Genomic DNA, 13,900 nt, shown 5'->3' on the forward strand with positions numbered 1-13,900 from the left:
GTCCGATGCTGGGAATTGATCCGCCCCGATGCCGAATTAACTCAGACACACCTCAATCGCGCTGTAGCTATGACCTGCGAGCACGAGCTCCAGGATCTTGCGGTAGTTGGCCAACACCAGCTGCCTCTCCAAATCACGCGGCAGCACTCGATGCGCCCCCGTCTGATCGAGAGACAACCGGACCAGTACCACCTACCCAGATCCGCGGTACCAACTACGTGGACTACCGGTACCAACCAGGGCTATGCGTCACAGCAGACCCGAGCGTGTCCGCTGAGGTTCAAACGCGCCTAGATCAGATGCCAATCCTTGCTACAACACAGGACCCCCGATGACCGCGCGCAGCAGAGCGGCAGCACGGACTCATGGAAGGGGAACCACAGGCCCGAAGAGATCCGGCTGTCACCGGGATGACGTCGACCCCGGCGAAGGCGTGGTGCGACGATCGGATCCGGCAGTGCACGCACCATCGAGCAATTGCACTGCTTGCAGGTCAGGAACCGGATCCCGTAGCGACGTTCGGTGCAGCTTCCCCCGACAAGATCCGCCAAAGTCGTTCATAGTCTGCACCGTCCATGCTCGCGCCCTGCGGAACATGTCTCTGCCAATCTGAAGCCTTGAGGCTACCCAAGTACGTCCTGGCCGCTGCCGGTCTCATCTGGACCTCGTCACGGCCATCCGAAAACTCACTCCCGATTGACTTCGCGACGGATCGAGGGACGGAAGTCATCCGCATGAGTACGCCTGCTTCAGTATCGACACCGTGATACAACATGGCCCCAAGTAAGTTGATCTGGCGCAGTTCGCCCTCCGGAAGATTCGCGTAGTCGATCCCGCTCCCCGGAAGCCGCGAAAGGGCGCTGAGGCCCCACGTACCAGCCATGGTCAGGTTCCGATAGATCGCCCGCGTGGCAGCCGTCAGCGCGTCCGTAGCAGACGTCTTTTCATGCAAGAAGTACTTCGTCGCGATCTCGCGCATTGAGGCCCCGCCGACCCAGTCAGCAGCCAGTTTGGCGGCTTGATCGCCTATACCGGGGCCGCTCCCAGCCAGCGCTTCGATGCTGTCCCTGATCTGAGGGACCAAGAGCATCACTTTCATCAGGTCAGGAAGGGCGCTGCCTTCTGCGCCGCTAAAAAGGCTCTCGGGGCGCCAACTGCTCGCGTTCAGCAAATCAACATCTCGCAATCCAGCCATAGCCGACCGGATTCCTTCAGGAGTGAACCCCGTGCTGTCAGCTAGCGTTGCCGTCTCCACGCGTTGACCTAGCTCCTGAGCGTACGCGCGTGTGGCTTCGAGGAGCCGAAGACTCTTCTCGCGGTCCTTCGGCGTGGCTTCGGCCAACACTGAGTAGCCAAAGGTCCCGCGTAGGAGCAACTCGGTCTCAGCCAACACTGCGTCGAGACTCTGCTTCTGAGCAAACAAGTGCGCGACGTAGCTACGAAAGTCAGCCCACTGATCCCCAAACATCGACCGCTCAAGATCAATCAAGCGACCTGATTCCTCCAACTCGTTCAAGAGCGTCACGAGCCTGGAAACCAGCGCTCCAGTCTGGCCGCTAACAAATTTAATGATGTCGGCCCGGCTGCCTGGACCGCATGAGATACCAACGACGCCAATACTGTCCTGATCAACTCGTCCAGCCCGACCTGCCAAGTTCCAAAACTCGCGAGCGGTCATTTCTCTCGAGTAGCCAGTAGCTTGGAGGTGTCGGCTCGCCAACAAAATGGAAGACACTGGAAAATTTAACCCTTGTGAGAGACCGGTCGTCGCGACTAGCACGCGCAACTTCCCTTTCTCCGCGAGCCACTCCATGAGCGCGCGAGTCTCATCCGACAGCCCCGCATGATGCACCCCGACCCTCTTGAGCAAAAGCGCAATCAAGGCGTAGTCCGGACTCACCTCCGTCTCTAAGTACCGTCGCGCCAGTTCGATGTCGTCATCCGCATCTGCATCCGCGAGCGTTTCTGCGATCCGTTCCGCGATTGTCCATACACTATTTACCGTGGAGCAGACCACAATTGCGGTCCCGCGCTCCGAGAGAGAAACGGAGGCGGCACCAGCCATCAGGCCTAGGTTGTTCTTCATATGGGAAAACGTCTCATCGAAGACCGGCCCATTGCCAAGAACATACTTATCGTCCACCTGGATTGACGCCGAACTAGTCATCAACGACTCAAACGACAAACTCCAGTTGCGACCTCTTCCCTCTGGCGGCACACCGACGGAGACAAGGCCGATCAATCGGTCATTCGGCTGCCAGGGGACCGTCGCGAGGCTGATGCTTTTCCCAGATTGAGGTGCCAGCCACCGCGCCAACTCCTCACCATTGGGTACGAAGGGCATCATCAGTAGGAAGTTTGCATCACGACAATCGCGCTTGATGGTCGCCAAGAGGAGTTCAATCCGCACGCCTCGCTCGCGGTCCTCGATGTTATGAGCCTCGTCAAGGACGACCAGGGCGAGCGGCCGGTCTATGACATTTGCCCGGATCACCAAGTTCAGTTTTTCCGGGGTCGCAACCAGAATGTCGAACGGTGAATCCGAATCCGCGATCAGTGATGCCTCGATCCCATCGATCTCAACGGCTGCGGTAAGTTCTTCCACCTTCAGCCCCGATGGCGAAAGATCGCTACGCAACCTCCGAGCAACTTGCGCTACCAGGGCCCGCGTCGGCGCAACGTAAGCAACCCAGCCCTTCGCCTGCTGAAATTGATTGAGTGCCTGCACTATTTTGAACTCAGCCAGCAGCGTCTTGCCAGCACTCGTCGGGAGGTCGACAACAACGGCTGCACTCGCAGGGTCTAGCAGACCCTGTTCCTGAATTGCGATCCGCTGCGGCGGCAGCATCTCAAACATAGATCGAGTCCGACTGATCGTTTCGACGACAGTCCTGATCTCGGGCCCAATGCGCGTAACGGCCCACAGCGAGCCCGCCACCATTCGCTGCACCATGACGCGTTGCCAGCGCAAAATTACTGAAAACGCCGGGTCCCCCGACTCACTTGCTGCCGCGATTGCACGGTCAAAGTGGAAGTCAACTTCGATCTGGATGTCAGCGGGTTCACCCTGCATCAGGTAGGTCGCGACAAGCTCACTCAGGCGCGCCCAATGGTAGAGCGCGACCAACCGCCAACCGGTAGCTGCAACAGCAGCACCATGCTCTTGCGCGCTGAAGAGTTCCTCCTCCCGCTCTTCCTGGTCACTTCGGAGACGGGCAACGATCGGCGCGACCTCTCGTAGGTCTTCCCAACCGTTCTTGCGCAAGAGTCGGATCCAAACCTGACCCAGGTCTCGCAGAACTCGCTGGTCCCACGCACCTCCCGAACCCTCCAGAAGTTCTGGTTCCACATCCCGATCTCGAAGCCAGCCCTGAAACTCTGCCCACCGGTCCGAGCAGTACGCCAGCGAGGCAAGCCGAAGGACGTGACGGACAATGTCTTCAGGTTCTCCACGCTCGACAAGGGGGAGCGCCCGCAGTAGCTCAAATGCGCGGTAGGCAGCAGCCTCCGCGATGCGCGAGGAAGGTTCGGCGCGATTGCCCGGTGCCTTTACGAGTTCCTCGATCCCTTCGCTGGCGACGACCTCGTAGGCGAAAGCAACTCGCTCGATCAAGTCTTTTGCCCCAGGAGCTTCAACACTCACCGAGCGCAGGCCGCGAAGGGTGGACCGTACATAGAGTCGATTTGCCTGCAGGTGGGCCGCCGCAACGCGCTCGGCACCGATGGCGCTCAGGGCCCAATGCTCATCGAGTGAAGCCAGTGCCTCTGCGCTGACAGTCATGCTGCCGTCTCCACGACGACGGCGCTACCGACGATGAGCGGGAGCACGCCGGACGCGGGATACAAACCAACCAACTGCATCACTGTGTCAGGGTCACACACTTTCGAGAGCGCCTTCGCGTTGGCTTGTAGGTCTTTGACGTCCGGCTTTGCGACGTGTACCAGCACGCCAACCACTACGACCTTCTGCGGTTCGGCGAGGTAGGTGGACATGGCTTCTCTGAAATCCGAGTGCCAAGACTTCCCAAGGGAGTTCATGGTCATGTACCGGATTGCCCACTTACTTCGGTCATCGGCTCCCAGAAGCCCTGTCACCTGTTCACGAAGGCCGTGCGACCTGCTCGTCGCGATTGAAGGCGGCCAAGCCTGCTGGTGACTAGTCTTCACTTCACTCAACACGAAGCGTGCCGCTGCGCCTTGGGCGGTCGTGAACCCGATGAGGTCGACTCCCCCACTGCTGCTATTGGGGTTCCGGGCTGATCGGCTGTCTGGCCAAGGAAAGTCGTAGCCGTACTGCGCGGTCAGGTGATGCTGAGCCAGCGCCTCGCCGACACGCCACTCCTCGTAGGACTCCTGAGGGGCCAAAACAGCTTCCAGCACTGAGAGGTTGAAGTCCGTCTTTATGAGATCCTGAAGGGCTTCCTGCGCCTCCTGAATCCCAGCCGTATCGCTCAAAATGGCTTTGACTGGCTCCGACAGAGCCGATGCGTCGTCCTCTGTGACTGTGTGCCCAATCGCAGGCACCGCGTGGCCAGTCAACTGGTAGCAGATCTGACCAGGCACAAATCCTCCGTAGTACGCCATCGCGCCAGGGGTGCGCTGAGTGGAGGCTAGTCGCCGGCACCGACAATTTCAGGTCAAAACCACGAACGGATCCCGCTGGTCCTAATGTACCTAGCTCAACCACCCACTCCGGTCATCTCAGCAGGTCGCCGCATGCGCCAGCTCGGCCTCATGAGACCCGCTCTAGGACCTTCTCTTGCGTGGAACGCCTCCGGCTCACTTCCAATCAAGTTCCGTCGAGTATCGTTCCCCGCAGGGACGCCGAATTGCGCGTTTCCGCAGGTCAGACCCAAGCGGCTCACTCCCACTCGATCGTCCCGGGCGGCTTCGACGTGATGTCGACCGTGACCCGGTTGATCTCGCGCACCTCGTTGGTGATGCGAGTGGAGATCCGCTCCATCAGCTCGTAGGGCAGCCGCGCCCAGTCGGCGGTCATCGCGTCCTCGGACGTCACCGGTCGCAGCACGACGGGGTGGCCGTAGGTGCGGCCGTCGCCCTGGACGCCGACGGAGCGGACGTCGGCGAGCAGGACCACCGGCATCTGCCAGATGTCACGGTCGAGTCCCGCCTTGGTGAGCTCCTCGCGGGCGATGGCGTCGGCCTCGCGCAGGATGTCGAGGCGGTCGCGGGTGACCTCGCCGATGATCCGGATGCCCAGGCCCGGCCCGGGGAACGGCTGTCGGTGCACGATCTCGGCGGGTAGGCCGAGCTGCTCGCCGACCGTCCGCACCTCGTCCTTGAACAGCGTGCGCAACGGCTCGACGAGCTCGAACTCGAGGTCGTCGGGCAGTCCCCCGACGTTGTGGTGCGACTTGATGTTGGAGGCCCCCGCTCCCCCGCCGGACTCGACGACGTCCGGGTAGAGCGTGCCCTGGACCAGGAAGGCGACCTTGTCACCGTCTGCGCCGGTCACGGCGTCGGCGAGGACCTCGGCCTCGGCGGCCTCGAAGACGCGGATGAACTCGCGCCCGATGATCTTGCGCTTCTCCTCGGGGTCGCTGACTCCGACGAGCGCGTCGAGGAAGCGCTTCTCGGCGTCGACCACCTTGAGGTCGACTCCCGTGGCAGCCACGAAGTCGCGCTCGACCTGCTCGGTCTCGCCCTTGCGCATCAGCCCGTGGTCGACGTACACGCAGGTCAGCCGGTCGCCGATGGCCCGCTGCACGATCGCCGCGGCCACGGCGGAGTCGACGCCACCGGACAGGCCGCAGATCGCCTTGCCGCGGTCGCCGATCTGCGCCCGGATCGCCTCGATCTGCTCCTCGGCGATGTTGACCATCGTCCAGGTCGGGCGGCAGCCGGCGATGTCGTGCAGGAAGTGCTCCAGCACCTGCTGGCCGTGCTCGGTGTGCATCACCTCGGGATGCCACTGCACCCCGGCCATGCCGCGCTCGACGTCCTCGAAGGCGGCCACCGGGGTGACGGTCGTGGAGGCCAGTACGGCGAACCCCTGCGGCGCCGCGGTGACGGAGTCGCCGTGCGACATCCAGACCGAGTGCGCCTCGGGGATCCCCGACAGCAGGGTGCCCTCGGCGGTCACCGTCACCGGGGTGCGGCCGTACTCCCGCGCCCCGGTCGCCGAGACCTCGCCGCCCAGCCCGAGGGCCATCAGCTGGAAGCCGTAGCACATGCCGAAGACCGGCACTCCGGCCTCGAAGATGGCCGGATCGATGGCCGGCGCGCCCTCCTCGTAGACCGACGAGGGACCGCCCGACAGGACGATCGCCTTCGGCTTGCGGGCGAGCATCTCGGCCACCGGCAGGTGGTGCGGGACGATCTCGGAGTAGACCTTGGCCTCCCGTACGCGACGCGCGATTAGTTGCGCGTACTGCGCCCCGAAGTCGACGACGAGGACCAGGTCATGCTCTGCCACAGGAGGCGCCGCTGTCATGACGTGATGCTATCGAGGATCGTCTCCCGCCCGGCATCGCGTCCCTCGCGCGCGTCGGGCGTGGATCTCGATACGCCGGACGTCTCCCCGCTCGTGCCTCGCGGGATGCCGCGGCTACTCGATCTCCTCGCAGCCTCCGCAACCCGCGCGAGCTCGCGGGTTGCGGGCTCGGAAAAAGCGGCAAGCCCCGCCGGGGAGGGAGGGTGGCGGGGCCTGCGCGTCCAGCACATGTTGGACAGTGCACGGACGGTGAACTCGGCCCTTCGGGAGGGAGCATGTATCACCGAGTTCGTGGGCTCAACGAAGGGCCGCCACTCGGGTTACGGCTCCGGGCCGAAAACTTTCTCAGAGGTCTAGACCAGCGTCACGAGACCCCCACGATCGGCAGGTGCAGGGCACCCGGGGCATGCGAGGGGACCGCCGGGGAGACCGGTGCCGTGGGCTCGATCCGCTCGTAGTCGGCGCCGAGCGCCGGCCGCGCGTCGGCCTCGCCCTTGTTGGGCCACAGCGCCATCGCGCGCTCAGCCTGAGCGGTGATCGTCAACGACGGGTTGACCCCCAGGTTGGCCGAGATCGCCGACCCGTCGGCGACGTGCAGGCCGGGGTAGTTGAAGACCCGCTGATAGGGGTCCACGACACCGGTCTCGGGACTCGTGCCGATGGCGCACCCACCGATGAAGTGCGCGGTGAGCGGCATGTTGAACGGCTCTCCCACGTTGCCGCCGGGCGTGCCGCCGAGCACACCGGCGATCTTGCGCACCGCCTCGTTGGCCACCGGGATCCAGGTCGGGTTGGGCGCACCGTGACCCTGGCGCGACGTCATCCGCCACCTGCCCGTGAGCGGGTTCTTCTTGCTGTACGTCGTGATCGAGTTGTCGAGGCTCTGCATCACCAGGGCGATCACGGTGCGCTCCGACCAGTGCTTGAGGTCGTAGAGCTCGAAGAGGTTCTTCCTCTCGGTCCACATCGCCTTGAGCCAGGTGGCCCACCGGGGAGCGTCTCCGTCCCCGTCGGTCAGCACCGTCTGCATCATCGCCATCGTGTTGAAGCCCTTGCCGTAGCGGCACGGCTCGATGTGGGTGTTCTCGTCGGGGTGCCAGCTGGAGGTGATCGCCACGCCGTACGAGTAGTCCGTCGCGTCGTTGCGCGGGGCGATGGCACCCAGGATGGACTCCGAGTTGGTGCGCGACAGGTAGCCGAGCCGGTCGGAGATCCGGGGCAGGTCGCCGTCGTTCTTCAGCGCGTGCAGAAGCTTCTGGGTGCCCAGCGACGCGGCCGCGAAGACGACCTGGTCGGCGGTGATGACCCGCGTCGACGCCTTGGTCCGCCGCTTCGCCTTGGTGTACTTCACGTGGATCTCGTAGCCACCGAGACGACGCGGCACGACGCGGGTGACCGTGGTCAGCGGCAGGACCGTGGCGCCCCTCTTCTCCGCGAGGTAGAGGTAGTTCTTGACCAGCGTGTTCTTCGCGTTGTGCCGGCAGCCGGACATGCACTCGCCGCAGTTGATGCAGGCGTTGCGCTCAGGACCCTCGCCGCCGAAGTACGGGTCGTCGGCCTTGGTCCCGGGCCCCTGCTCGGGACCGCCGAAAAAGACCCCCACGGGAGTCGGGTGGAAGGTGTCGCCGGCCCCCATGTCGCTCGCGACCTTCTCCATCACGTCGTCGGCCGGCGTCCGGACGGGGTTCTCCACGACGCCGAGCATCCGCTTGGCCTGGTCGTAGTACGGCGCCAGCTCGTCCTTCCAGTCCGTGATCCCCGACCACTGCGGGTCGCGGTAGAACGCGTCGAGCGGCTCGTAGAGCGTGTTGGCGTAGACCAGCGATCCGCCACCCACACCGGCTCCCGCCACGATCATCGTGTCGCGCACGGCATCGATGCGCTGGATGCCGTAGCACCCGATGGCGGGCGCCCACAGGTAGCGCTTCAGGTCGAAGGTGCCGGAGGCGAAGTCGGCGTCCTCGAAACGTGGGCCGGCCTCGAGCACGCCCACCTTGTAGCCCTTCTCGGTCAGGCGCAGCGCCGAGACGGATCCGCCGAAGCCGGACCCGATCACCAGGACGTCGAAGTCGGACTGCTGCGTGCGTGCGGCCTCGGTCATCAGGCTCTCCCCAGCTTCTTCATGAACTTCAGGTTGGCGGTCATCACCTTGGCATAGGTCTCGTCGGACATGCCGAGCATCGGCGCGAAGCGGATCAGTCGCTGGGTGCCGACCGACTGCGACTCGGTGTAGCGGTGCACGCCCTCGCTGCCCTGGCGCCGCCCCATCCCGGACTCCCGCATCCCGCCCATCGGCGAGTCGATGCTGGCGAACGTGGCGCCGAAGGCCTCGTTGACGTTGACGGTCCCGCAGCGGATCTCTCGGGCGATGGCGCGGGCGCGATCACCGTCCTGGCTGTAGATCGAGCCGTTGAGGCCGTACTCCCCCTCGTTGGCCCGCGCGATCGCGTCGGCCTCGTCGTGGAAGCGGTACAGCGCGATCACCGGGCCGAACGTCTCGTGCCCGAAGCAGGTCATGTCGGGTGTGACGCCCTCGAGGATGGTGGGCTCGTAGAAGTAGGGGCCGAGGTCCGGACGAGCGCGGCCCCCCGCGAGGACCCGCGCCCCCTTGGCGACGGCGTCGTCGACGTGGGCGACCACGGTGTCGAGCTGGGCCTGGGAGATGAGCGAGCCCATGTCGTTGCCCCACTCCATGCTGGCGCCCAGCGTCATCGCCTTCGTGCGCGAGACGAAGCGCTCCACGAACCGGTCGTAGACCTGGTCCGCGACGAACATCCGCTCCATCGAGACGCACAGCTGGCCGGCGTTGGAGAAGGAGGCTCGTACGGCGCCCTCGGCCGCCTTCTCCAGGTCGGCGTCACGCAGCACCAGCAGCGGGTTCTTGCCGCCGAGCTCCAGCGAGCAGCCGATCAGGCGCTCGGCGCACTGGCGGGCGATGATCTTGCCGGTCGCGGTGGAGCCGGTGAAGCAGACGTAGTCGGCGCGGGTCACGATCGACGTACCGACCTGCGAGCCGGGTCCGGCCACGACCTGCCACAGGTCCTTCGGGAAGCCGGCCTCGTCGAGCAGCCGGGCTCCCAGGAGCGCGGTCAGCATCGTCTGCGAGTCGGGCTTGGTCACCACGGCGTTGCCGGCGAGGAGGGCGGGGAGCCCGTCGCACAGCGCCATCGTGAAGGGGTAGTTCCACGGGGAGATGATCCCGACGACGCCCTTGGGCACCCGGTTGACCTCGACCCGGGTCAGCGCCGGCACGACGCCGATCTTGCGCTGGGTGTCGAGGTGCTGGTGAGCGGTGCGGGCGTAGTAGCGAGCCGTCAGCGCGATGTGCAGCGGCTCGTCGAAGGCGTGCTTGCGGGCCTTGCCCGACTCCCACACGGTCAGGTCGATGATCTCGTCCTGGCGCTCCAGCACGAGGTCGTGCAGCCGCAGCAGCATCGCCGCCCGCTCGTCGAGCGAGGTGCGCGCCCAGATCGCCTGGGCGCGACGGGCCCGGACGAACGCCTCCTCCACGTCGCCGTCGGTCGACTGCGGGATGTGCGCCAGCGGCGCCCCCGTCAGCGGCGTCTCCACTCGCACCGTGCGCCCCGAGGTCGCGAGCAGCCGCGAGGTGAGGCGCTCGACGTACTCCGGCTCCAGCGCGTAGGAGGCGGTCGGGTCGTGCTCGGGGTCAGCCGGCCCCTCGACGAGCGGTCTGCCCGAACCGCCGGCAGCAGGGACGTTCGGCGGGTTCTCGGGGACACTCATATACCGAGAGTATGTGACGGGAGTCTCCGTTGCTACCCATTGGTAGATCATGTGGCGCTTTACACAACTGTCACCACTGTCAACCCTCCGGGCGGCGGCCCGGCAACCAACCGGCCCCACCAGTTCACCGATCGTTCAGCGACGACTCGTAACGTCCCCTCATGCTCAGCCTGCCCAGCACGGGCGCCACCCTCCGTCCGCGACCGACGGGCAGGGACCGTCCCGGCGCGCCGGCGGCCCGTTCGGCCGTCCGGGCGCTGCGCCGGTCGTCGAGCAACCGACGGGCCCTCCCCGACTTCCTGATCATCGGCGCGATGAAGTCGGGGACCACCTCGCTCCACTCGTGGCTGACCGCATCCGCGGACATCCGGCGCGGGGTCGAGAAGGAGGTCCACTTCTTCGACCACCACCACGCCCGTGGCGAGGCCTGGTACCGGTCGAGCTTCCCGATCGCACGTCCGGGGAGCGTCTGCGGCGAGTCCTCGCCGTACTACCTGCTCCACCCCCGCGTGCCCGAGCGCGTCGCCGCGACCATGCCCGACGTACGACTCGTCGCCGTCCTGCGCCACCCGATCGACCGCGCCTACTCCCACTTCCAGCACTCCCGATCCCTCGGCCACGAGACCGAGCCCGACTTCGTGCGCGCGCTCGAGCTCGAGGCGTGGCGCACCGACGCCGCGTGGGCGCGGCTGGAGCACGGCTCGGTCCGAGAGCGCGAGGTCGAGCAGTTCTCCTACGTGCGACGAGGCCGCTACCTCGAGCAGGTCCTGCGCTGGGAGGAGCACTTCCCGGCCGAGTCGCTGCTCGTCCTGACCACCGACGACCTCCAGCGCGACCCCGCCGCGGCGGTCGACGCCGTACGGCGCCACGTCGGGCTCACCGCACCGGCCAGCGCGACCGGGCGGCTCGAGCAGCTCAACTCGCGCACGTACGACGACATGGACCCCGCCGCCCGAGCGTTCCTCGCCGAGGCGCTCGCCGAGGACGTGGTCGGCCTCGAGAAGCACCTCGGACGTCGGCTCGGCTGGCGACTCTGAGCCCTCCCGTCACTGCGTCGGAGGGTTCTCCAGGTAGATCGACTTCAGCTCGGTGTACTGCCCCAGGCCCTCGGGCCCGAACTCGCGTCCGAGCCCGGAGGCCTTGAAGCCGCCGAAGGGGGCCGCGAAGTCCATCGTGTAGGTGTTGACGCCGTAGGTACCGGCCCGGACCCGACGGGCCACGTCCAGGCCCGCCTCGCGATCCGCTGTCCACACCGTCCCGGCGAGGCCGTAGTCGGAGTCGTTGGCGATCCGCACGGCGTCGTCGACGTCGTCGTAGGCGATCACCGACAGGACCGGCCCGAAGATCTCCTCCTGCGCGATCCGCATGCCGTTGTCGACGTCGGCGAAGATGGTCGGACGCACGTACCACCCGCGGTCGAGACCCTCGGGCATCCCGTTGCCGCCGATCACCACGCGCGCCCCCTCCTCCTGGCCGAGGGCGATGTACTTCTCGACGCGCTCCTGCTGGCGCTGGGCGACCATCGGCCCGATCTCGGTGGCCGGGTCCATCGGGTCACCGACCTGCATGACGCTCACGGCCTCGGCGAGGGCGTCGACGACGTTGGTGTAGTTGGCGCGCGAGGCGAGGATCCGGGTCTGGGCCACACAGGCCTGCCCCGAGTTCATCAGGGCGGTGAACTTGAGGCCCTCGATCGCGGTCGTCAGGTCCGCGTCGTCCAGCACGATCGCCGCCGACTTGCCGCCGAGCTCGAGCGAGACGCGCTTGAGCTGCTCGCCGCACACGGCGGCGATCTTGCGGCCCGCGGCCGTCGAGCCGGTGAAGGCCACCTTGTCGATGCCCGGGTGCGCCACGAGGTGCTCGCCGACCTCGCGACCACCGGCGACGATGTTGACGACCCCCTCGGGCACGCCGGCCTCCACCAGGAGCTCGGCCATCAGGTAGCCGTCCAGCGGCGTCTCGGGGGCGGGCTTGACCACGACCGTGCAGCCGGCGAGCAGGGCCGGGATCACCTTGGACATGATCGTGAACTGGGGGACGTTCCACGGCGGGATCGCGGCTACGACACCCACCGGCTCACGGCGCACCATGACCGGCGACCCGAGGGCACCGTCGCGGATCTCCTCCCAGGGGTACTCGCGCGCGATGCCGAGGAACGCCTCGATCTGCATCCAGGGGGCCGGGGTCTGAGCGAGGTTGGCGAACGACGTGGGCGAGCCCATCTCGGCGGTGATGACGTCGGCCATCTCGGCCAGCGAGCCTGCGTACAGGCCGCTGAACGCCGCCACGACGTCGATCCGTTCGGCAGGCGTCATCCGCGGCCACGGACCGTGGTCGAACGCGTCGCGCGCAGCCGCGACGGCGGCGTCGATGTCAGCCGGCGTCGTGTCGGGCACCGTCGCCACCAGCTCCTCGGAGTGGGGAGAGATGACCTGGATGGTCTCGGATGAGGCCGGGGCGACCCAGCCGCCGCCGATGAAGAGGGTGTCGCGGTCGAGGCTCATGGTGTCTCCTGGAGGTTGTCGGTCGGATCGCGGGGTTTCGAGGCTCGCTTCGCTCGCACCTCGACCACCGCCGGGCGGGTCAGGGGGCGAGGGTGAACCAGTCGGCGAACCCGCTGGGGTCGTGCCGGCCGAGGGCGCCGTGCTCGAAGAGCCCCCAGCCCTCCTGCTCCTGGCCGCCGTCGGAGCACACCGCGCGTCCGACGTGGTCGATCACGCCGAACATCACGCGACCGGCGACCTCCGGGTCGGTCAGGTCGTAGGTGAGGCGCTCGGTGAAGTCCGGTCCCTTCCAGACGCCGTGGCTCCAGTCGGAGTCGCCGCCGTACCCGCCGCCGACATGGAGCGGTACGGCGAGCTTGGACTCGACCTCGATCTCGAGGGGCTTGCCGTCGGGGGTGGTGCAGGTGATCGTCGCGCCGGTCGGCATCCGAGTGCCGGAGGCGTAGCGAATCGCCACGTGTGGCCAGCCGAGCTGCTCGACGCGGCCGTCCTTCCAGACTCGGTGGCAGTCGTTGAGCGCCCGGCGGCCGTCGGGCTCCTCCTGGATGATCAGGCAGATCATGTAGTCGTCGAAGCGCATCGGGACGTAGGTCCACCACATGCCCTCGAACTCCGGCACCAGCGGCGCCCCGGCCGGGATCGCCTCACCGACGGGGCGGATGCCCCACGAGCGATCGCGGCTCCCGAGCCAGACGTCCGGTGTCACGACGTGCTCCGTGCCGTCGATGGCGAACGAGCCGCTCCACGTGCCCACCTGGGCGAAGCGCTGGGCGTCCAGGGTGACCCTGGAGCCTGCCCGCATGACGTGTGGCATCTCCTGCAGCGCGTCGAAGGAGCCCTCCCACGTCAGGTCGGCGGTGATGCCCTCGGTCTCCTCGAGGACGACTCGCAGCCGCTTGAGGGGCTCGATCACCTCGCAGCGGTAGTTGCCGATGCGCTGGTGGAGCCGGTCGTCGTCGATCGCGTCCGAGAGGTGGACGGCGGTCTGCTCGTCGCCGCGGCGGACCAGGAAGAAGGCGTCCTTGGTGCCGAGGTTGGGGTAGTAGCCGTGGCCGAAGATCGCGAAGACGTCGCCGGTGCGGTCGTGGGCGTTGAAGTAGGAGCGGTCGTAGAAGTTGCGGTCGCTCGAGGCCGCCCAGGTGACCGGCAGCGGCGCCTGGTGGATCGGGTACTCGTCCAGTCCGGTGACCATGCTGTC

At 66.4% G+C, this 13,900-nt stretch carries 8 protein-coding genes; 1 reads left to right on the forward strand and 7 read right to left on the reverse strand.

Features of this window, described 5'->3' with window-relative positions:
• Positions 1-493: 493 nt before the first annotated feature.
• The 5 genes from Q1K33_RS06140 to Q1K33_RS06160 all read right to left on the reverse strand — a co-directional run bounded on the left by Q1K33_RS06140 (position 494) and on the right by Q1K33_RS06160 (position 10,198).
• Positions 494-3,781 (reverse strand): DEAD/DEAH box helicase, encoded by a 3,288-nt coding sequence (locus Q1K33_RS06140; protein ID WP_300401775.1) that lies wholly within the window; start codon positions 3,779-3,781, stop codon positions 494-496.
• Positions 3,778-4,584 (reverse strand): hypothetical protein, encoded by an 807-nt coding sequence (locus Q1K33_RS06145; protein WP_300401779.1) that lies wholly within the window; start codon positions 4,582-4,584, stop codon positions 3,778-3,780. The genes Q1K33_RS06140 and Q1K33_RS06145 overlap by 4 nt, the downstream gene beginning before the upstream one ends.
• A gap of 277 nt (positions 4,585-4,861) precedes the next feature.
• Positions 4,862-6,454: a glutamine-hydrolyzing GMP synthase gene (guaA, locus tag Q1K33_RS06150; RefSeq protein ID WP_300401782.1), complete on the reverse strand. Its 1,593-nt coding sequence runs from the start codon at positions 6,452-6,454 to the stop codon at positions 4,862-4,864.
• 364 nt (positions 6,455-6,818) lie between these two features.
• Entirely contained in the window at positions 6,819-8,555 is a 1,737-nt protein-coding gene (locus Q1K33_RS06155) for a GMC family oxidoreductase (protein WP_300401784.1), read from the reverse strand.
• Positions 8,555-10,198 (reverse strand): succinic semialdehyde dehydrogenase, encoded by a 1,644-nt coding sequence (locus tag Q1K33_RS06160; RefSeq protein WP_300401786.1) that lies wholly within the window; start codon positions 10,196-10,198, stop codon positions 8,555-8,557. Before Q1K33_RS06160 ends, Q1K33_RS06155 begins: the two co-directional genes overlap by 1 nt.
• Before the next feature lie 161 nt (positions 10,199-10,359).
• Between Q1K33_RS06160 and Q1K33_RS06165 the strand changes: the two genes are divergently transcribed.
• Positions 10,360-11,235, forward strand: a complete 876-nt coding sequence (locus tag Q1K33_RS06165) for a sulfotransferase domain-containing protein (protein ID WP_300401788.1) — start codon at positions 10,360-10,362, stop codon at positions 11,233-11,235.
• A 9-nt stretch (positions 11,236-11,244) separates the two neighbouring features.
• On the opposite strand, the gene Q1K33_RS06170 is transcribed toward Q1K33_RS06165, so the two are convergent.
• Positions 11,245-12,702, reverse strand: coding sequence for an aldehyde dehydrogenase (locus Q1K33_RS06170; RefSeq protein ID WP_300401791.1), 1,458 nt, complete (start codon positions 12,700-12,702; stop codon positions 11,245-11,247).
• Positions 12,703-12,781: 79 nt separating this feature from the next.
• Positions 12,782-13,894 (reverse strand): hypothetical protein, encoded by a 1,113-nt coding sequence (locus Q1K33_RS06175; protein WP_300401793.1) that lies wholly within the window; start codon positions 13,892-13,894, stop codon positions 12,782-12,784.
• Between the last annotated feature and the right edge of the window lie 6 nt (positions 13,895-13,900).

Origin of the sequence: Nocardioides sp., from assembly GCF_029937575.1 — a bacterium.
Taxonomy (GTDB): Bacteria; Actinomycetota; Actinomycetes; order Propionibacteriales; family Nocardioidaceae; genus Nocardioides.